This is a genomic window from Candidatus Caldatribacterium sp. SIUC1 (assembly GCF_051549785.1).
GTDB lineage: Bacteria > Atribacterota > Atribacteria > Atribacterales > Caldatribacteriaceae > Caldatribacterium.
The window spans coordinates 19,514-39,785 of the sequence record NZ_CP189974.1; the positions used below are offsets into that span (position 1 = coordinate 19,514).

20 protein-coding genes and 1 other annotated feature are annotated in these 20,272 nt (G+C 57.3%); of the genes, 10 read left to right on the forward strand and 10 right to left on the reverse strand.

Features of this window, described 5'->3' with window-relative positions:
* Positions 1-62 precede the first annotated feature (62 nt).
* The 8 genes from ACP6EK_RS00115 to ACP6EK_RS00150 form a co-directional block, all read right to left on the reverse strand.
* Complete coding sequence (locus tag ACP6EK_RS00115; protein ID WP_438316181.1) at positions 63-341, reverse strand: hypothetical protein; 279 nt, start codon at positions 339-341, stop codon at positions 63-65.
* A gap of 268 nt (positions 342-609) precedes the next feature.
* A complete protein-coding gene (locus tag ACP6EK_RS00120) occupies positions 610-1,017 on the reverse strand; it encodes a bacteriohemerythrin (RefSeq protein WP_438316184.1) in 408 nt (135 codons plus the stop codon).
* Complete coding sequence (locus ACP6EK_RS00125; RefSeq protein ID WP_438319010.1) at positions 1,010-2,785, reverse strand: bifunctional homocysteine S-methyltransferase/methylenetetrahydrofolate reductase; 1,776 nt, start codon at positions 2,783-2,785, stop codon at positions 1,010-1,012. The genes ACP6EK_RS00120 and ACP6EK_RS00125 overlap by 8 nt, the downstream gene beginning before the upstream one ends.
* A gap of 85 nt (positions 2,786-2,870) precedes the next feature.
* Complete coding sequence (locus ACP6EK_RS00130) at positions 2,871-3,722, reverse strand: class II fructose-bisphosphate aldolase (protein WP_438316187.1); 852 nt, start codon at positions 3,720-3,722, stop codon at positions 2,871-2,873.
* Between the two features lie 12 nt (positions 3,723-3,734).
* Positions 3,735-4,589, reverse strand: coding sequence for a carbohydrate ABC transporter permease (locus tag ACP6EK_RS00135; RefSeq protein WP_438316190.1), 855 nt, complete (start codon positions 4,587-4,589; stop codon positions 3,735-3,737).
* A gap of 9 nt (positions 4,590-4,598) precedes the next feature.
* Positions 4,599-5,456 (reverse strand): carbohydrate ABC transporter permease, encoded by an 858-nt coding sequence (locus ACP6EK_RS00140; protein WP_438316193.1) that lies wholly within the window; start codon positions 5,454-5,456, stop codon positions 4,599-4,601.
* A 52-nt stretch (positions 5,457-5,508) separates the two neighbouring features.
* Positions 5,509-7,107 (reverse strand): extracellular solute-binding protein, encoded by a 1,599-nt coding sequence (locus ACP6EK_RS00145; RefSeq protein ID WP_438316196.1) that lies wholly within the window; start codon positions 7,105-7,107, stop codon positions 5,509-5,511.
* An 84-nt stretch (positions 7,108-7,191) separates the two neighbouring features.
* Positions 7,192-8,157, reverse strand: a complete 966-nt coding sequence (locus tag ACP6EK_RS00150) for a sugar-binding transcriptional regulator (RefSeq protein ID WP_438316198.1) — start codon at positions 8,155-8,157, stop codon at positions 7,192-7,194.
* Between the two features lie 108 nt (positions 8,158-8,265).
* Between ACP6EK_RS00150 and ACP6EK_RS00155 the strand changes: the two genes are divergently transcribed.
* The 5 genes from ACP6EK_RS00155 to ACP6EK_RS00175 all read left to right on the forward strand — a co-directional run bounded on the left by ACP6EK_RS00155 (position 8,266) and on the right by ACP6EK_RS00175 (position 12,466).
* A complete protein-coding gene (locus ACP6EK_RS00155; RefSeq protein ID WP_438316201.1) occupies positions 8,266-8,925 on the forward strand; it encodes a LexA family protein in 660 nt (219 codons plus the stop codon).
* 67 nt (positions 8,926-8,992) lie between these two features.
* Positions 8,993-9,400, forward strand: coding sequence for an RNA polymerase sigma factor (locus ACP6EK_RS00160; RefSeq protein ID WP_438316204.1), 408 nt, complete (start codon positions 8,993-8,995; stop codon positions 9,398-9,400).
* A complete protein-coding gene (locus ACP6EK_RS00165; protein ID WP_438316207.1) occupies positions 9,397-9,879 on the forward strand; it encodes a Spy/CpxP family protein refolding chaperone in 483 nt (160 codons plus the stop codon). The genes ACP6EK_RS00160 and ACP6EK_RS00165 overlap by 4 nt, the downstream gene beginning before the upstream one ends.
* A gap of 86 nt (positions 9,880-9,965) precedes the next feature.
* Entirely contained in the window at positions 9,966-10,652 is a 687-nt protein-coding gene (locus ACP6EK_RS00170) for a response regulator transcription factor (RefSeq protein ID WP_438316210.1), read from the forward strand.
* The gene (locus tag ACP6EK_RS00175) at positions 10,649-12,466 is read left to right on the forward strand and encodes an ATP-binding protein (protein ID WP_438316213.1); all 1,818 of its coding nucleotides are present in this window, start codon (positions 10,649-10,651) and stop codon (positions 12,464-12,466) included. Before ACP6EK_RS00170 ends, ACP6EK_RS00175 begins: the two co-directional genes overlap by 4 nt.
* Here the strand turns inward: ACP6EK_RS00175 and ACP6EK_RS00180 are convergent.
* The gene (locus ACP6EK_RS00180) at positions 12,378-12,893 is read right to left on the reverse strand and encodes an ECF transporter S component (RefSeq protein ID WP_438316215.1); all 516 of its coding nucleotides are present in this window, start codon (positions 12,891-12,893) and stop codon (positions 12,378-12,380) included. The genes ACP6EK_RS00175 and ACP6EK_RS00180 overlap by 89 nt on opposite strands.
* Positions 12,894-12,899: 6 nt before the next feature.
* Positions 12,900-13,556 carry a diphthine--ammonia ligase gene (locus tag ACP6EK_RS00185; RefSeq protein WP_438319013.1) on the reverse strand — a complete coding sequence of 219 codons (657 nt, stop codon included), beginning with the start codon at positions 13,554-13,556 and terminating at the stop codon, positions 12,900-12,902.
* Between the two features lie 54 nt (positions 13,557-13,610).
* Positions 13,611-13,821: a binding site (T-box leader), on the forward strand.
* 44 nt (positions 13,822-13,865) lie between these two features.
* Between ACP6EK_RS00185 and ilvD the strand changes: the two genes are divergently transcribed.
* The 5 genes from ilvD to ACP6EK_RS00210 are packed head-to-tail and all read left to right on the forward strand — an operon-like array spanning position 13,866 to position 20,267.
* Positions 13,866-15,521 carry a dihydroxy-acid dehydratase gene (ilvD, locus tag ACP6EK_RS00190; RefSeq protein WP_438316218.1) on the forward strand — a complete coding sequence of 552 codons (1,656 nt, stop codon included), beginning with the start codon at positions 13,866-13,868 and terminating at the stop codon, positions 15,519-15,521.
* Positions 15,522-15,537: 16 nt separating this feature from the next.
* Entirely contained in the window at positions 15,538-17,208 is a 1,671-nt protein-coding gene (gene ilvB / locus ACP6EK_RS00195) for a biosynthetic-type acetolactate synthase large subunit (protein ID WP_438316221.1), read from the forward strand.
* Between the two features lie 13 nt (positions 17,209-17,221).
* Positions 17,222-17,707, forward strand: a complete 486-nt coding sequence (gene ilvN / locus ACP6EK_RS00200) for an acetolactate synthase small subunit (protein ID WP_017873207.1) — start codon at positions 17,222-17,224, stop codon at positions 17,705-17,707.
* A gap of 14 nt (positions 17,708-17,721) precedes the next feature.
* Positions 17,722-18,720, forward strand: coding sequence for a ketol-acid reductoisomerase (gene ilvC, locus ACP6EK_RS00205; protein WP_438316225.1), 999 nt, complete (start codon positions 17,722-17,724; stop codon positions 18,718-18,720).
* 2 nt (positions 18,721-18,722) lie between these two features.
* Positions 18,723-20,267, forward strand: a complete 1,545-nt coding sequence (locus tag ACP6EK_RS00210) for a 2-isopropylmalate synthase (RefSeq protein ID WP_438318766.1) — start codon at positions 18,723-18,725, stop codon at positions 20,265-20,267.
* The last annotated feature ends 5 nt before the right edge of the window (positions 20,268-20,272 follow it).

Below are 20,272 nucleotides of genomic sequence, written 5' to 3' on the forward strand. Positions count from 1 at the left end.
AAGCTTGTCTACACCTGTACTGGACGGTGTTCCAGAGGGCAGCACAGCGGTCCCCGATAATTTCAAGCGTTTGCCTTTGTTGCTTGTCGGGCAGAACCCGGACAACATTTGTTCGCCTCGTGCTTCCATTTTAGCCCCCTGGCCGCTGCTCTCATCCCTACCCTTTTAAGGGTAGGGATGAGAGCAGCGGTTTTGTAGCGGGCATACCCTCCAAGATACGACACGGCCTCATCGTCCCGAAGAGAACGTTCTTGAAGGGCAACGACGGTTCTCCTCACCGCCTCAATCTGCCTGGCTTCGTTCTCGTCCACGGTACCATCGAGACTGAAAAGGTGCTCCATCTGCTCAGGAACAAGCTCGGGGAGGGATCTCGCCGGAGCGGCGTGAAGGAAGGCAGCATCTGGGCAATCTTCGCTCCATGGACATAGGTCCTCTCATCGTACCGGAATGTGGCAATGCCTTCCCACGCTAAACCCAGCGCCAGGTCCCTGAAGGGCTTGCAGACCAGGACGGTTTCGTCCCGGTCGTTTGCCCCAGAGCCGTGGACGAGAAGAACACAGGGAAAGGGCCCTTTGCCCTCTGAATACCCCACACTCTAAGCATTCCCCTTCACCTTTTCAGGGCTTGTTGGAGAAACTTCCCCATTTCCTGGTCCATCCCGAGAATGTGGTTTTTGAGCCAGTCCACAAGCACCCTGTTCACCTGCACCACGAGGTGAACTCCCGGGCCCTGGGCCTCGGCTTGCTGGCGGAACTGCAGGAAGGTCTGCACGAAATCCTGATGCACTTTCCGGTGCTCCGCAAACCCCGGATACCCGTACCGTTCCATGTACCGTTCTTCGGTGGCAAAGTGCTCCACAGCGTACTTCCCGAGGAAATCAAAGATTTCCGGGAGAAGCGCCTTCCCCGTCCCTTGAGAACAGGCCTCAAGGAGACGGTTGACCTGACGGAAGAGCTCCTGATGCTGGTCGTCAATCTCGGGAACACCAATGGAAAAACGGTCAGACCACTCAAGCACCCTCTTTTCCCTCCTTCCGAAAGGCCTCGATGATGGCCACGGCCATTTCGTACCGTTCAAAAGGCGGCATGAGGTAAATTCCTGCCACCATGTCCCTGATGCCCCGGATCACTTCAAGGGCAATGGCAACTCCCTCGCGCTTTGGGTCTTCGGCCTGCGCCATGCGGGCTCGCAAGCGCTCAGGAATGACGATACCTGGAACCTCGTGGTGCAGGAACTCCGCGTGGCGGAAAGACCTGAGCGGCAGAATGCCCCCAAGAAGAGGCGGCAAAGAACCACGGAAAAGGTCGAAAAACCTCTCTAAATCCCTGGGGTCGTAAATGGGCTGGGTGAGGATGAAGTGCGCCCCGTTATCGATTTTCCTCTTCAGGCGCTCAATCTCCTGAGAAAGGTCTTGGGCGTTGAGGTTTAGGGCAACCCCAATGGTGAAGTTCGTAGCCTTCCCGAGGGGGTTCCCAGCAAAATCCACGCCGCTATTCAACCGGCTCAGGATGAGCACCAGTCCCTCCGAGGTCACCTCAAAAACCGGCCGAGCAAAGGGATGGTCCCCCACAGAAGGCGGGTCTCCGGTGAGGGCAAGGATATTCTGCACTCCTAAGGCTGCGGCTCCAAGGAGCTCCGACTGGAGAGAGATGAGGTTTCGGTCCCGACAGGTGAAGTGGACGATGGATTCCACTCCGAGTTCCTCCTTGAGGATATGCGCCAGGGCAATGGGGGAGATGCGAACCCGGGCCATAGGGGAATCGGAAATATTCACGGCATCGACCCCTGCCCTTTTGAGGAGACGCACACCCTCCTTAACCCCTTCCAGGTTAGTCCCTTTAGGGGGGGTAATTTCCACGGTGAAGACGAACCGCTTCCCGAGTTTCTCAGCAAAAGTCGAGGGAGGAAAGGGAGCTTCAGAAACTGCTTCCCTCTCGGGTTCGAGGACTTCGAGGGTCGTTCCTTCCCTGAGGTGCTCAATGGCTTGAGCCAGGGCCCTGATGTGCTCAGGAGTTGTGCCGCAGCACCCCCCGAGGATTTTTGCCCCCAGACGCACGAAGGTCCCAGCGAAAGAGGCGAAGTACTCCGGTGGGGCTCCATAGACCATCCGCCCCTGGATGATCTGGGGGTACCCGGCATTGGGCTGGACAGAGAAAGGACCGGGAAGGTGCCGGGAGAACTGCTCGAGGATCCATACGGCCTCGTGAGGTCCGCTACCACAGTTGATACCCACCACACAGGCGTCGAGGCTCTTCAAAAACTCAAGAACCCGAAGGAGTGAGTCCCCGGAAGGAGTGGTACCATCGGGGAAAAAGGAGAACTGCACCAGGTACGGGACATTCCGGTCAAAAGACCGCAGCACTTCCACAGCCAGAGCAACCTCGTGAGTTGAGGTCATGGTCTCAAAGAGAACGGCATCGACCTCACCCTCAAGGAGGGCTCCAATGTGCTGTCTGTAGCACTCCCTGGCCCTGTCGTCCTCAACCCCAAGGCCCTTGCCCACCGGCTTCCCCAGAGGACCAACGCTTCCCAGGACATACGCCCGACCCCGGGCCACCTCTTTTGCCAGACGCACTCCGGCAAGAACAATCTCCTCGACCTTTTCCTCGAGGCCGAAAAGCGAGAGCTTCAGGGCGTTGGCACCAAAAGTATTGGTTTCAAGAAGCTGCGCTCCGGAGGCAAGGTACTCCTCGTGGATTCCCCGCACGAGATCTCCATGCGTTATGCTGGCAAGCTCAAGAGGAGCATCTTTGGGGTACCCCCGCCGGAGGAGCTCCGTCCCCATGGCGCCATCGCAGAGACAGACCCTGGTACCTTTGAGGAACTCAAGGAAGGGCTCCAAGTCGTCTCCCTCCGCAGTTTTTGCCCCATTATACCCTGCCCTGCGCCAGTGAGGCAACAATGCATTCCCGAACCACTTCTTTCACCCGGAAAGCCAGAGAGGGGAGCATTCTGTGGACGGCCACGTCACCAGGGTGTTCTTCCACAAAATTCCGAAAAGCCTGCAGGTACTCTGCCCGAAGTGCGGTGCTGAAATTGATTTTCCGCACGCCACGCACCACGGCTTTCTGGAGCTCTTCCTGAGGCGTTCCACTTCCCCCATGGAGGACAAGAGGAAGGCGAGTCCGGTGTCGAATTTCCTCAATAAGGTCAAGCTGAAGCTCTGGCGTTCTGTCGTAGAAACCGTGGCGGGTACCCACCGCTACCGCCAGAAGGTCAACAGACGTCCTCCGGGCGAACTCTTCCGCCCCTTCGGGGGAGGTAAAGGCGTCGCCATTGTCGTCGTCCTCGTCGCCCTCAAGCCCTCCAACTTTCCCGAGTTCCCCCTCAACGAGCACTCCCAGGGGATGCGCAAGGGCAACAACATCTCGTGTCACGGCAACATTCTCCTCGAAGGGGAGACGAGAACCGTCAATCATCACCGATGAGCACCCGTTGCGGAGGGCACAAAGAACTTCCTCCACCCTGTGGGCATGGTCAAGGTGAAAGGCAAAGGGGATGGAAAAGCGTTCGGAAAGCAACAGGAGGGCTCCGTAGAACATGCGGATATCCAGCGCCTGGTACTCCACCGGGGCAACCTGAATGATGACGGGAGACCTCAGCCTTTCGCCTTCTTCAAGAATCCAGAGGATGAACTCAGGCACAGGAACGTTGAAGGCCGGAAGGGCAAAGTTCCCTTCTTCGGCCAGGCGAAGAAGCATACCTGATGGAACCAGGGGCATGGTGGGTTCTCCTCATCCTTTGACGGCACCAAAGGTCAATCCCCGGACGATGTACTTTTGAATCGCTACGGCAAGAACAACAGGAAGCCCCAGGGCGAGAATAGACCGTGTGGCCATGAACCAGAACTGTACCCCTCGGGTGTCCTCAGCACCTGCAAGGTACACGGGGAACGTTTTGGCTCGAAGCGAAGTCAGAGAAAGGGCGAAAAGGAACTCGTTCCAGGTAAAGGCCACGCATATCGCCACCACGGCAACAATCGTGGGAGCTGCAAGAGGCAGGGCGATTTTCCAGAAAGCGGTGAACTCGGAACACCCATCAACAGCTGCTGCTTCCTCAAGTTCCACCGGGAGTTCCTGAAAGGCCTGTCGGGTGATCACCACCGCAAAGGGCAGGGTAAACGTGGCGTTCACAAGGATGAGGGCTAAACGAGTATCGAGAAGACGCAGGGTTCGCATGATGAGGAAAAAGGGGATGACCACGACCACAGGAGGGAGAACCCGCTGCGAGAGGTACCATATGGTGAGGTCGCGATTGCGAATTCGTCGGAACTTAAACCGGGCCAGAGCATACCCCGCAGGAACCCCCAAAGCCATAGCAATAAGGGTAGCGAAAATCGCCACAACGATGCTATTGAGAAGAGCCATACGACTCTCCCGCACCGAGAGTTCTGTCCGCCAGTTCTCAAGGGTCGGCCGAAACTGGATGAAGGGCACCGAGAGCCCGGTCACCGTAAAGGTCTCTGCAGGAGGCTTGAGTGAGGTCACCACGCCCCAGTAAATCATAAAGAGCGCCCAGAAGAGGATAATGCCAACGAGAACGTATCGGAAAACCAGGGCAACTTTTGAGCGTTTCCTGACAACTCCCATAATTTCCTCCTACCCGTAAACTTCCCGAATCCGGCGGAAGAAAATGTTCACGACCACCGACACCATGGCAAGCAAAAGATACCCCAGAACTGAGGCATATCCGAAGTCGAAGAACTTGAGACCGGTCCGGTAGGTGAAAAGAGAGTAAACCTCTGTTGAAGTTCCCGGACCTCCACCGGTGAGGCTGTACACCACATCGAAGATTTTGAAGGATTCAATGAGACGCAGGAGCAAAACAATAACAATGACCGGCTGAACCATGGGAAAAGTAATTTTCCGGAAAATTTCCCATTCCGAAGAGGAATCAAGGTACGCTGCGTCGTAGATTTCTTCAGGAAGTGACTGGAGTCCCGCGAGGATAACCAGGAAACAGAAAGGCGTCCACTGCCAGATATCAAGAAGCAGAATCGCCACCCAGGCCCAAAAGGGATTCGAAAGCCAGGGAATTTTGGTGCCAAAAAAACTCATGAGGATGCTATTAATGGGTCCACCCTCTTCGTAAAAAACCGTCAAGCCAAGGTATCCCACCGCCACCGGGGTACAGAAAATGGGAAGAATGAGTAGAGCCCGGAACAGGGATTTCCCCTTGATCTCCTGGTGGAAGAGGAGGGCGATCAAAAGCCCCAGGATAACCTGGAGCGCCACCGTCACAGCAACGTAGACAAGGGTTATGCGCAGCGAATGCCACATCTTGTAATCGCTCAGAATCCGGGCAAAGTTCGCCAGGCCTACAAAACGGGCAGGTTTCCCCAGACGTACCCGAAAGAGCGTAAGGCTCAGAGAGTACACTAGGGGGAAAATGGTAAAAGCCAAAACCCAGAAAATTGAGGGGAATAGAAAGAAGTACTTGATGCGTTTCCTTTTCACGTTTATCCCCCCTCACGGGGAGGGAGGTTTTCCTCCCTCCCCAACCGTTCCCTCACTTTCCGTACCCAATGGACTCTTGGTACACCTTAAGCTGCTCCTCACGTCCATAACGGTTGGTAATATCTTCCCAGTCCTTTGCCACCCGGTCAAGAGCCTCTTTTGCCGAGACCTGGCCTGTGTAAGCCTCAGAGAGGTGACGGTCCAGCGCCACCCAGTATTCGTTCCCACCAGGAATCCGCAGGTACGGTGCGATGTTGGGGGCAAAGAAGTTATCGTAGTAGGCCTTGAGGTATTCCTTGGCGTCCTCAGGGTTGAACCCGTTCGCTACATAGTCGTCAAGGCTTGCCGTACCGTAAGGCGGCAGGAAATGGAAGCGGGCCCCAGGGTCAACACCGGTCCAACCCCTCTGGACGTTCCAGAGGCTAATTTTGTTCGTGGCGTGGAACGCCAGGAGGTGGTACACAACCTCAGGGTGCTTTGAAAGGGCCGAAATCACCCCGTGCCAGGAACCGCCGGTGGTGTTCCCCCAAACGTTTGGGGTGTCGAACCTGACGAATTTCCCCTGGGAACGGTCGTACACTTCGTAGCTTCCGGGGAGAATGGAGCACCCGAGTTTTCCTTTGATCTTCGAGCGAGTCTCATCCTGGACCAGAGAACCCACGTCACCCCAAGAGAAAGTGAACACCGCTTTCCCCCGGAGGAAGTAGTCCCAGGCTTCACCCAGACTCCAGGCCACCTGGGCATCGGGACCGGTCTTCTGGAGCTTGAGCTGGAACTCCAAAGCCTTGACGTGGCCCTCGCTGTTGATGAGGGGCGTCATGTCCTCGGGGTCAAACCAGTAGACATTGTGGTACTTGTCGACCTTTTCCCCAGGAAGGATGCAGAAGGGAGCAGAAAGTGAGGCGTAGTGGTACATCCCCTGGGCACCGACTTTGAGGTGCATGACGATACCTGAATCCGGTTCCCCATCGTTGTTCCAGTCCCATCCGTTGAAGAACTCCGAGATATCGTAGAGCTCGTCCCAGGTCTTCGGCGGGATGTTGTACTCATAGCCGTACTTCTCCTTGAACTTCGCCCGGTAGTCAGGGTTTGTCAGGATGTCCTTACGGTAGTAGAGAATCTGCCCGTCGCAGTCGTTGAGCGGCCCATACCATTTGTCGCCCCAGGTGTAGAGCGTGCGGATAGAGGGCGGGAGTGAATCGGGATCCCACTTGGGGAAACGAGGATCTTTCATATAGTCGTCGATGGGAATAATGTACTCACCGGCCACGAGCTCGCCCATCCAGTCAGATCCGATGAAGAATCCGTCGTACTGGCCAGTACCGGTCATGAGATCCGTCATGACCTTGGGATAGTGCTCCGCATAGGGAATTTCAACGATGTTGAGCTTTGCCCCGGTAATCTGTTCCCAGGCATCCCGCCACTCATAGAGTGGCCCGGAAATACCGCCCTTTGGCCCACCCTGATTCACAGTCACCGTAATGGTGATACCCTCAAAAGGCTTTTCCCCAGAGGCTGCAATGGTCCCAAGCTCTTCTTCGGTGAAGGTAATGGATTCCCCGGAAGCATTGGTCAGGGTGATATCCGCATGAGCCACTGCCACAGCGAAGAGGCACACCACTACAACTCCCCAGACAACCGCTCGCCTCATGGAATTCCCTCCTTTCCGCAAGAGTCTACGAGAAAAAATCGCAAAAGCTCAAAAGGTCTCTTCTACCCGGCTTCTCACCCCCCTTCAGGTTTCCCCTGCTCCTCGCTCAAGGAGCACCTTTGCTACTTCACTGTCCGTCACGAGGACGTTGATGTACCCTCCCCGAAGGACCGCTTCAAGCACCTCGAGCTTCTCTAAAGAACCAGCAAGACCAAGAACATAGGGGATGTTCCTGAGCTTCTCCAGAGGAATGCTCATCACCCGCCGGTCGAATGCTTCGTCGGCCAGGGACCCGTCTCTGCGCAAGAAGTGGTAGAGGATATCCCCCACAACGTCTCCCTTTTCAAGAACCGCCGCTGACTGGGGGTCGCTGAGGAAGAACTTCGGGACGATTGAGCCGGGTTTCCGGGGGTCCCCCATGCCCACAACGGCCGCCTGAACCTCGTCCCAGAGCTCCACCACCCGACGGACGCTCTGGTCCGAGCACAGCGCCCGGGCAATGTCTTCGCTATCCACAAGAGCCGGGGCGTACAGGGGAACGAAGAACCCTCCGATTCTCTTTGCCAGCTGGTGCCCCAGCTCGTTCACCTGGAAATCCACCTCTATCTGGCCCACGGCTCCGATAAGGGGTACCACCGTAAGGGCAATTTTCCGTTCAAAGAAATGCAGCGCCTCGTACACGGTTCGCCCCCATCCAATGCCCAGCACATCCCCATCCCGAAGCACGGACTCAAGATAGCGGGCTGCGGCCCGACCAATGCTCCGGCGGATAAGGGCCGGAGACCATAAGGAGGCAGGAACCACAACGGCTTTCTTCAAACGGAAGCGCTGCACAAGTTGCTCCTCAAGCTCGGTGAAGGTGGTTGCCGGATTCACCAGACGAATCTCCACAATGCCCTGCCGGCGGGCTGCTTCAAGAAGCCGCTGGATGCGAGAGCGGGAGAAACCGAGTTGTGCGGCAATCTCCTCCTGGGTCAGGCCATCCTCGTAGTACAGGCGGGCTATCTCGTAAAGAAGGAGCAGGTCCTCGTTCTTCTCCTCTGACGTCAAGAACGCTCCCCCTCTCTGTGAGCACTTGCCCTGAACAATCGTTCAAAAACATTGTAGGAAACTCACTCATCCCTGTCAAGGGGTGAGTCCGGAGGGCAATGTGGTAAAATGAAGGAGACTATGGGCTTTCGAGAGTGGCTTAGGGAAAAACTCAAGGAGAAGAACATCAGCCAGTTCGAACTCGCCCGGCTCTCGGGGGTATCCCAGTCGGCCATCTCCCGGTGGCTCCGGGGCCTTCGGGACCCCGACCGGGACTCCATCCTGAAAGTGGCTAAAGCCTTAGGAGCCAGCGAGAAGGAAATCGCCCTCCTCCTTGGGCTTGCGGAAGGGATGCTATTTGCCGTGGAGGAAGGCGAGGTCTCCGTTCCCCTTCTCTCGGGAGAAATTCCCTGCGGGACACCCGTCAACGGCTTTGAGGAGTACATCGTGGGAGCGGTTCCGCTCAACGAGTCCCTCCTTTCTCTGCGCACTGGCCAGGCCCACAGAGCAGGGCTCCGGCTTTTCGCCGTGCGGGCCCGGGGGGATTCAATGATTGGGAAAGGCATCGTTCACGGGGATTTCGTCATCTTTTCCCCGGACATCGAGGTCCAGTCCGGGGACATCGGCGTCGTGGACATCGAGGATGAGGGACTTTGCATCAAACAGGTGTTTTTCCAGGGCAGCACGGTCATCCTCCAATCGGCTAATCCCGCTTACCCCCCGCTGGTCTTCGTTGACCGCCCAGTCCGGATTGTGGGGAAAGTCCTTTTGAGCCTCTCTTTCCACTAATATTCCTCTTGTCATAACTCATTCCTTTTGGTATAATCCAGCCCACACGACACCTGGAGGTGGCGCTATGTCATCACGGCATCTCTTCTATCTCTGGAATAGGAGGCTCAAGGAAGAGGGGCTCAGTGTGGGAAGGCCCTGGAGGGAAGTGCCCCTTCCTCCTGAGAAAATGGAACGGCTCCCCCACCTTTTCCGTCCTTCCCAAAAGAGACGTATTGCCCTTCCCCTTGAGGTCCTCTCTCCCAAGCAACGCAGGGTGGTTGAGCTCCTCTTCTTTGAGGGACTTTCGGAAAAGGAAACCGCAGAGCACCTGGGCATATCCCGCCGGTCGGTGCGCATCCACAAAAGACGCGCCCTGAAAAAGCTCAGAGAAACCCTCGACGTTTCACAAAACCGTCACAGTTCCCCCAAAGAATCGTCACAGTTCTGCGGTACAGTAAAGGCAACATCACACAGAAGGAGGTTGAGAACATGAAGCGGTTCACTATCCCGGTGGTTCTTGGAGTACTGGCAACGCTCTTTGTAACGGCACTGGCCTTTGCTGCACCCCGATTCGGCGGCAGAGGACCGGAGAATGTCTGGGGTCCCCAGGAAGGTCGAGGAATACGCTGGGGTCTGGGGAGCATCACCCTCTCCGATGAGCAGAAGGCTAGAATCTTGGATATTGAGAAGGACTTTCTCGCCAAAGCGGCGGACCTCAAAGCCCAGATTCAGGTAAAGGTTCTGGAGCTTCGGGAACTTCAGCTCAAAGAAGCCACGCAGGAAGTTGCAGAGAGCATCCGGGCAAAAATCACAGAAATCCTGGACCTCCAGGGGGAACTCTCAGCCCTGAGGAAGGATATGTACCAGCAGATACTGAACGTGCTCACACCGGAGCAGTTAAAGAACCTCCCACCTTTTGGGTGGGGCATGGGCGAAAGAGGTCCTCAAGGCTTCTGCCCGAGGTTCTTCTGAGTACTCCCTCCTTGGGAGCCACACCCCAGGGCCCCCCTCCTTCCCCCCTTGCCCTGGGGTGTGGCTTTTTATAGAATGGGAAAGCCATGGGGAGAATCCTCGTTGTGGATGACGAACCGTCTGTGGGGGAAATCCTCCGCCTGTACCTTGAGCGAGAGGGTTTTGAGGTCACGGTGGTGTACGACGGAGAGGCTGCGGTTGAGGCGGTGAAGCGTCATTCCTTTGACCTCGTGCTCCTTGACCTCATGCTCCCGAAAAAGGACGGCTGGACGGTTTGCCGGGAAATCCGGAGCTTCTCCACAATCCCCATCATCATGCTCACCGCCCGAGGTGAAGAGGTCGACCGGATTCTCGGACTCGAACTGGGGGCCGATGACTACGTTCCCAAACCCTTCAGCCCCCGGGAAGTTGTGGCCCGGGTCAAGGCGGTCCTCAGGCGAGGGAAACCCCAGGATACTGCAAAACACCAGGTCGTTCGCCTTGGACCTCTTGTGATCGACCACGAGGCCAGAAAGGTCCTGGTACAGGGAACTCCCATCAGCACAACACCGAAGGAATTCGAGCTTCTCTATTTCCTCGCCCTCCACCCCAACCGCGTTTTCAGCCGGGAGAAGCTCCTTGAAGAGGTCTGGGGGTATGACTTCCTCGGAGACACAAGGACCGTGGATACCCATATCAAGCGCCTCCGGGAGAAACTCGAGGCTGCCGGGGCTCCGCCCCTCATCAAAACCGTGTGGGGCTACGGATACAAGCTCGAGCTCGAGGAACCATGAAGCGGACGCTTTTTGGCAAGTTCTTCCTCTCGTCACTCCTCATCCTCACCGTGACCTATGCGGTGCTTTTTGCCAGCATGTCGCAGCTTTTCGGCCAGTTCTACCTCTCCCTGAAGGAGCGGGAGCTGAAAAGGCGGGGGGAACTCATCGCCAGTGTTCTCACGTCTCCCACCCAGGAAATCCCCGAGACCGTGAAGCGCCTGAGCGAGGGCATTCATGTGCTCCTTGTACCCTTGAACCGTCTCTTTGCCCCAGACTCCCCGCTCCGCCATGGTCCCCAGATGATGCGCCCCGGGGCAATGTTCCGGCGCGCCTTTCCCCTCCAGGAACTCGAGAACTCCCTTCGCCAGGGTAAGGCGGTGACCTTCCAGGGAGTGCTCCCTGTCCTCCACCAGGAGATGCTTGTTGTTGCCCTCCCCCTGCCTCCTGATGCTCCGCCTCAAGCAGTCCTCTTCCTCTCTACTCCCCTTGCGGATATCCGGATGACCGTGAAGGCCTTCCGGTACCTCCTCCTGTGGTCCGGTCTTGTGGCCTTTCCTCTGGCCATGGTCCTGGCGTTTCTCTTCTCCCGTTCCCTCTCCGTGCCGCTTCAGAAAATGCGTACCATGGCCCGGGCCATAGCCTCAGGAGATTACACCAAGCGCCTGGAAATTCCCCCCGAAGAGGAGCTCGGACAGCTCGCCCGGGATTTCAACACCCTCTCTCAGGAGCTTGAGCGAACCATCAGAACTTTAGAGAGGGAAAAGCGGGAAATTGAGAACATCCTTCTTGCCCTCAAGGAGGGTGTGGTGGCACTGGACCTTGAGGGACGCATCCTCTCGGCAAATCCCAAAGCCCAGGAGGTTTTCGAAACCTCTCTTGAGGGGAAAGCCCGAATTGATGAGGTTCTCCCCCAAGATGTCGCTGCGCTTTTCCAGGAAACCCTCAAAAGCGGTATCGCTACCCAGGGGGAGTGCATGTTCCGTTCAAAGCGCCTCATCGTCCGGGTTGCTCCGCTTGAGGACGAAGGAGTGCTCTACGGGGCCGTGGGGGTGATTCAGGACATCACCGAGCTCCGTCGGGCCGAAGAACTCCGCCGGCAGTTCATCGCCGATGTGTCTCATGAGCTCAAGACCCCCCTCACCGCTATCCAGGGATTTCTCGAGGCCGTCCTTGACGGTGTCATTTCTTTCGAAGAATTCCGGGAAAAATACCTGCCCCTCCTCTACGAGGAAACCCTGCGGATGTCCAGGCTCATCCGGGATCTTTTGGACCTTTCCCTCATGGAGTCAGGAAAGGTCCGATGGGAGATGGAACCGGTAGACCTTGCTGTCCTCACCCGGGAAGTTGTCCTCAAACTCACTCCGCTTCTCCGGGAAAAACGCGTGAACGTCGAAAACCACCTTGCCCTCCCCCTTGTGGTCTTCGGCAACCGTGACCGCCTTGCTCAGGTCCTCACCAACCTCCTCCATAACGCCATCCTCTTTTCCCCGGAGGGCAGCACTGTCACCATTGAGGCGGAGGAAAGGAAAGATGTGGTGACCGTCTCGGTGCTCGACGAGGGCCCAGGGATTCCAGAAAATGACCTCCCCTTCATCTTTGAGCGATTCTACCGGGTGGAGAAGTCCCGTTCCCGGAAAGGTGGTGGTGTGGGGCTTGGTCTTGCCATCGTGCGGGAAATTGTTGAGCGCCATGGAGGCACGGTGGGCGTGGAAAACCGACCTCAGGGAGGGAGCCGGTTCTTCTTCACCCTGAAGCGCGCCTTCCGGGAAGACGGGTCCGCTCAACAGCCCGGGAAAGACTCAGAGCAATGGCCCCTCCAAGGAGAGCGGTGACAAGCTGGGGAACCTGCATGGCTCGGGCAACAGGGGGAGGAACGGCAACGAGGAACCGAACCGCCTGAGAGAGGATGAGATACTTCACCAAAGCCCCAAGGCAAACTCCTACAATCTCAAAGGACAGGGATTGCCTCTTTGCCAGAAGTCCAAAAACCGTCACCAGTGCTCCGTTGCCCAACATGATGAAAGGTACCATGGGGCTCAGGGGTGCGGGAAGGATACCCCGCACAAGAGCCATCCAGGGAGTGAAAAGGCCAACGATGATGCCGCTCAAAATACCGGAGAAAATGGTCGAGAGGAGCAGAAAGGCGTTTACCAGAGGACCGGTAAGCATCTGGGGGAAACCGAAAGCCTGCACAAGGAGTGTCAGGGTGAAAAACATCGCCGTCTGAGTCACAAAACGAATCCCCTTTGGGCGTTTCACGGCGCATCACCAAACCTCAAGGTAATGACACTTGCCGTCAAACCGGGGACTCCCGAGAGTACACGGAAGGCGATGCCGGTACGGGGGACCGGAAACCACCAGGGTGTGGAATTCCCCTCCCTCCCCACAGGGGTCAATACCCAGGGCAAGGAGTTCGGCAACAAGACCCTCGTCGTACCTTCTTCCAAGGAAATCCCGGGGCACCAGGCCGTCTTTCACCACGATGACGTATGCTTCAAAACCCACACGTCCCACTTCAAGGGCAACCTCTTTGTGGTCCTTCCCCCAAAGGGGCAAGAAAGGGACGACACCAGCCTTTCGACAAACCCGTTCCACCCACTCCCGGTGCTCCATAAGATCGATATCCCCAAAAACCCCAAAGGTGATTCCTCTCTCCTTCAACGCAAAAAGACAAGCAAGGAAGTTCTCCTCGTACTCCGTCCAGGACGTGGGGCGAAGGAGAATGGGAATGCCCATTGCCTCGCTCTGGCGGCGTAGGATTGCCGCAGGAATGCGATGGGACGCGGATTTCTCGCCATCCTCCCTGAGCATGGAGAGGAGCATCACAACGTCAAGGCCTGCTTGCCTTGCCTTCCAGAGGCTCAGGTGCGAGTCCTTCCCGCCGCTAAAGGAAACAAAGGCCTGTGGTGCCAAAATCCCCACCCCCATTGCAAAACGAGCTCCCGTGTGCTATATTCTCTCACAACACCGGAGAAAGGAAAAGCGACGAAGGGGAACAGTAGGTGCTCGCGGCGGTCCAGAGAGCCTGCGGGAAGGTGGAAGCAGGTCCAAAGCGACACCGAAGCTCGCCTCTTGAGCGGCTGGCTGAAGGTAGTAGGCGGCCCGGAAGCCTCCCGTTACGAGGAAAAAGCGACCCGCTTTTGCGGGTAAAAAGGGTGGTACCGCGGGGAAAACCCTCGCCCCTTTCGGGGCGAGGGTTTTTTGTTCAAAAGGCCAGAAAGGAGGAATACCATGCGAAGCACAAGGGTCACCGAAGGCGTTGACCGCTGTCCACACCGTTCGCTCTTCTTTGCTACAGGCATCACCCGGGAAGGTCTGAAAAGACCGCTCATTGGCATTGCCAGTGCCTTTTCGGACCTCGTTCCCGGACACATCCACATGAGGGAACTCGAGCGCTTCATCGAACGGGGAGTGGAGGCGGGAGGAGGAACGCCCTTTGTCTTTGGAGTTCCGGCAATCTGCGACGGTATCGCCATGGGGCATGAGGGGATGCGCTTTTCTCTCCCCAGTCGGGACATCATCGCCGACGCCATCGAATCGGTCGTCGAGGCCCACGCCCTTGACGGCGTTGTCCTCCTCACAAACTGCGACAAAATCACCCCGGGCATGCTCCTTGCTGCAGCCCGCCTTGACATCCCAGCCATCTTCGTCACCGCCGGTCCCATGCTCTCCGGACGGTACCGGGGACGACGCTTAGCTTTTGTGCGGGATACCTTCGAGGCGGTGGGACGGTACCGGAAAGGCGATATCGACGAGGCCGAGCTCTTCGCCCTTGAAGAAGAAGCCTGCCCTGGAGGAGGGTCCTGCCAGGGACTGTACACCGCGAACACCATGGCGTGCCTTGTGGAGACCATGGGCATGAGCCTCCCGGGGTGCGGAACGGCTCTTGCGGTATCGGCGAAAAAGCGGCGTATTGCCTACGAAAGCGGCAAGCGCATCGTGGAGCTCGTCAGAGAAGGACGGAACGCCCGGAGCATCCTCACCGAAAGAGCCCTCCGGAATGCCATCCGTGTGGACTTGGCCCTTGGGGGATCAACCAACACCGTCCTGCACCTTCTCGCTCTTGCCCGGGAACTTGGGCTTGAGAGCATTTCTCTTGGGACGTTCGACGAGCTTTCCCGGGAAATCCCCCACCTCGTGCTCCTTGAGCCGGCAGGGGACCTCTTCATGGAGGACCTGGAGTTCGCCGGGGGCATCCCTGCCCTTTTAGCCACCCTGGGGGACCTCCTCGAAGATACCTGGACGGTTTCGGGGAAAACCATCCGGGACATCCAGAGGTCTGTGAGCTTTGTGGACCGCTCGGTGATTCGACCCCTCGACAACCCCTACAACCGCGAAGGTGGCATCGCAGTGCTCTTTGGGTCCCTTGCTCCAGAGGGAGCAGTGGTGAAACAAGCAGCGGTAGACGAGAGCGTGCGTGTGTTCCGGGGGAAAGCGGTGTGCTTCAACAGCGAAGAGGAAGCCATGGAGGCCATCACCTCGGGGAAAATCACCAAAGGTTCGGTCGTGGTGATCCGCTTTGAAGGTCCCCGGGGAGGTCCAGGCATGCGGGAAATGCTCGCCCCAACCTCAAGCATTGTGGGTATGGGGCTGGCGAAAGACGTGGCCCTGGTGACCGATGGGAGATTTTCGGGTGGCACCCGGGGACCATGTGTTGGGCACGTGGCGCCTGAGGCCTTCGTGGGAGGGCCAATCGCTCTCGTCCGGGATGGGGATGAAATCCTCATCGACATCCCTAACCGAAGGATTGAGCTTCTGGTGAGCGGGGAAGAACTTGAGCAACGCAAAAGGGCTTTCGTTCCACCAAAACCCCGTTACGATCGGGGGATTCTGGCTCGCTTTGCGAAACTCGCCTCCTCCGCATCCCTTGGTGCAAGCATGTCCTGAAAAGGAGGTGAAGACTATGCGCATGAAAGGCGCCCAGGTTCTTGTGGAACTTTTGAAGAAAGAGGGCGTGGAGTTCATCTTCGGATATCCCGGTGGTGCAGTCCTTGACATTTACGATGCCCTCTTTGACACTCCCGAGATCCATCACATCCTCGTGCGACACGAACAGGGGGCAGCTCATGCTGCCGATGGATACGCCCGGACCACAGGGAAGGTGGGGGTGTGCATCGCCACTTCCGGGCCAGGAGCCACGAATCTCGTGACAGGTCTTGCTACAGCCTACATGGATTCCATCCCCATTGTGGCCCTCACCGGGCAGGTTTTCACTCACCTCATCGGCAAAGACTCCTTCCAGGAGGCCGACACCACCGGCATCACCATGCCCATCACCAAACACAACTTCCTGGTGACAAACGCCGAAGACCTGCCCTACGTGATCCGGGAGGCATTCTACCTTGCCTCTTCCGGCCGCCCGGGACCGGTGCTTGTGGACCTCCCCCGTGATGTGCAGCAGAAAATGATTGAGCTCGTCTATCCCGAGAAAATCAAAATCCCAGGGTATCGGCCAACCTACAAGGGCCACGCCAAGCAAATCAAACTCGCCGCTGAGGCCATCGGGGAGGCAAAACGTCCCCTCCTCTACGTCGGTGGAGGTGTTATCGCCTCAGGGGCCTCTGAGGTCCTTTTTGAACTTGCCACCAAAGCCGATATCCCCGTGGTGCATACGCTTATGGGGAAGGGGGCTTTCCCCGAAAGCCATCCCCTGTCTTTGGGAATGCTCGGCATGCACGGAACGTACTGGGCCAATAAAGCCGTTATGCGCTGCGATCTCCTCATCGCCGTCGGGGCTCGTTTTGACGACCGGGTGACGGGGAAACTCGACACTTTTGCCCCCCACGCCAGAATCATCCACATCGACATCGACCCGGCAGAAATCGGCAAAAACGTGAAACCCCACATCCCCATCGTGGGCGATGCCCGGATGGTCCTCGCCGAAATCGTGAAGCGCCTTGAACCCATGACCCACCCTGAATGGCGCGAGGAGATTGCGCAGTGGAAAAGGGAGTACACTCCAAAGTATCGGGAGAGCAAGAAACTCCTCCCCCACCAGGTTATTGAACGAATCTACGAGAAAACGAAGCACCTCGACACGGTTGTCGTGACCGACGTGGGACAACACCAGATGTGGGCTGCCCAGAAATACCCCCGGGAGAAGCCGCGGACCTGGGCGAGTTCCGGGGGGCTTGGAACTATGGGGTATGGACTGCCAGCTTCCATCGGAGCCCAGGTGGGCAATCCCGGCAAGACCGTCATCCTCATTAGCGGTGACGGGAGCATTTTCATGAAGATTCAGGAACTCGTGACCGCCGTGAATTACTGCCTCCCCATCAAAATCTTCGTGATGAACAACGAGTTCCTCGGGATGGTCCGCCAGTGGCAGGGGTGTCTCTATCGGGGTCGGTATTCCTGTACACGCCTCGTGAACCCGGATATCGCCCGGGTTGCCCAGGCCTTCGGAGCAGTGGGTATTTCGGTCACCACAAAAGACGAGCTCGACCGGGCCATCGATGAGGCCCTGAAGACAGAAGACCGACCAGTCCTTGTGGACTGCCACATCGAGGAGGAAGAAAACGTCCTCCCCTTTGTGCCACCTGGAAAATCTCTGGAAGAGATGATTCTCGAGTGAAGGAGGTGACGGTGTGGAACACATCATTGCGGTCCTTGTGGAGAATAAACCAAGGGTTCTGGCTCGGGTAGCGTCGCTTTTTGCCCGGCGGGGATACAACATCGAGAGCCTCGCAGTCGGGCCAACCCAGGATCCCAGCATTTCCCGGATCACCCTCGTTGTCACCGGAAATGAGCACGTCCTCGAGCAGATTACCAAGCAACTCTACAAGCTCATCGAGGTCATCAAGGTCAGCGATTTTGCCAACACCCCGGTGGTCGACCGGGAACTGGCGCTCATCAAGGTCCATGCTCCCTCGAACCTGCGGGGAGAAATCGCCCAGACTGCGGAAATCTTCCGGGCTCGCATTGTCGATGTTGACGAAGAGAGCCTCATCGTGGAGGTCACCGGGACCCCGGATAAAATCGATGCCTTAGAGCAACTCCTGCGAAAGTACGGTATCATTGAGATGACCCGTACAGGGCGGATAGCTCTGGCACGGGGCAGTCAATCCCTATAAAAGGAGGATGAACCATGGCGAAAATGTACTACGACCAGGACGCTAACCTCGACATCCTGAAGGGGAAGGTCATCGCCATCATTGGTTTCGGGAGCCAGGGGAGTGCCCAGGCTCAGAATCTGCGGGACAGCGGCCTCAACGTCATCGTTGCAGAGCTCCCCGGAACCCCCGGTTTTGAGAAGGCGAAAAACGCAGGGTTTGAACCCGTGAGCGCTAAAGAGGCGGCAGAACAAGGCGACATCATCCAGATGCTTGCCCCTGATCAGTACCAGCCAGCGATTTACCGGGAATCCATTGCTCCTCACCTCACGAAAGGCAAGGCCCTCATGTTCTCCCACGGATTCAACATCCACTACCACCAGATTATCCCCCCTGCAGATGTCGATGTCATTATGGTGGCTCCGAAGGGTCCTGGGGACCTCGTGCGGCGGATGTACCTTGAGGGGAAAGGGGTACCTTCCCTTGTGGCCGTGTACCAGGACGCTACAGGCCAGGCCAAGGACATCGCCCTGGCCTACGCCAAGGGTATTGGCGCCACGAGGGCAGGGGTTCTTGAAACCACCTTTGCCGAAGAGACGGAAACCGACCTTTTCGGAGAGCAGGCCGTGCTCTGTGGTGGTCTCACCGCCCTCATCAAGGCCGGTTTTGAGACCCTGGTTGAGGCGGGTTACCAGCCGGAGGTGGCGTACTTTGAGTGCCTCCACGAGATGAAGCTCATCGTGGACCTTGTGTACGAGGGTGGCCTCATGCACATGCGCCAGGTCATCAGCGACACTGCTGAATACGGTGACCTCACCCGGGGACCACGAATCATCAACGACCAGGTGAAGGCGGAGATGAAAAAGATTCTCGCCGAAATCCAGGATGGAACATTTGCCCGGGAGTGGATTCTCGAGAACCAGGCGAACCGCCCGGTGTACCATGCGCTCCGCCAGAAGGACGCCGAGCACCTCATCGAAAAGGTCGGCAAGACCTTAAGGAACATGATGCCCTGGCTGAAGAAGGAGGGGTGATGATGCGGCGTATCCGTGTGTTCGATACAACTTTAAGAGACGGCGAGCAATCTCCGGGGGTTGCCCTGAACGCCCAAGAGAAACTGGAGATTGCTCTGCAGCTTGCCCGCTTAAACGTCGACGTCATCGAAGCAGGCTTCCCCATTGCCTCTCCGGGAGACGCCGAGGGGGTAAAACTCGTCGCAGACAACGTGAAGGGCCGGGCCGTTTGTGCCCTGGCCCGGGCCAAAGACAAAGACATTGACATCGCCTGGGAGTGCCTGAAAAACGCCGAGCACCCTATCATCCATACCTTCATTGCCACCTCAGACATTCACCTACGACACAAACTGCGCCTTTCCCGAGAAGAGGCCCTGGAGCAGGCAGTATGGGCAGTGAAAAGGGCGAAAAAGTACGTTGCCGATGTGGAGTTTTCTGCCGAAGACGCCACCCGCTCAGACTGGGAGTACCTGAGCCGGGTCTACGCAGCGGTCATTGAGGCAGGTGCCACCATCATCAATGTCCCCGATACGGTTGGATACATCACACCTTTTGAAATGCAGGAGCTCATTAAATACCTCTTAGAAAACACCAGGGGTATTGAAAAGGTCGTCCTGAGCGTGCACTGCCACAACGACCTTGGCCTTGCCACCGCCAATTCCCTTGCTGCTGTCCTTGCCGGCGCCGGACAGGTGGAGTGCACCATAAACGGCATTGGTGAGCGAGCGGGAAACGCCGCCTTGGAAGAGATTGCCATGAGCCTGTACGTCCGCCGGGACTTCTTCCAGGCCGAGACAAACCTCAACTTCCAGGAAATCTACCGCACGAGTCGCCTCGTGAGCCAGCGCACGGGAATGCTTGTCCAACCGAACAAGGCCATTGTGGGTCAGAACGCCTTCGCCCACGAGTCTGGAATCCACCAGGACGGAGTACTCAAAGAAAAACTCACCTACGAAATCATGGATGCCAGACTCATCGGCCGGGAAGACCGGGTGCTGGTCCTTGGGAAACACTCGGGGCGCCACGCCTTCGCCAAAAAGATTGAGGAGCTCGGGTATAAACTCTCTGAAGAGGAGCTCAACCAGGCATTCCAGCGCTTCAAGCAACTCGCTGACCAGAAGAAAGACATCACCGAGGACGACCTCAAGGCCATTGTCTCTGAAGAGGTGGCAAAACCCGAGGAAATCTACCACCTGGATTTCGTGCACGTGTGCTGTGGGAACAACATCCTGCCTACTGCCACCGTACGCCTGGTGAAGGATGGGAAAGAGGTGCTCGAGGGAGTTGCCACAGGAGTTGGTCCGGTGGATGCTGCCTACAAGGCCATCAGTAAGATGCTCGGTATTTCCTCAAACCTCGTGAATTACACCCTCCAGTCCATCACCGGAGGGACCGAAGCACTGGGCGAGGTCATCGTGCGCATCCTCGATGGGGATGAAGAGTACATCGGACGGGGTTCGAGCCAGGACGTGGTGGTGGCAAGCGTCATAGCGTATCTTTCGGCCATCAACCGGATGGCCCAGAGAAAACGAAAACTCAACCCTCAAAAGGACTACGGGGAGAGCTGATGGAC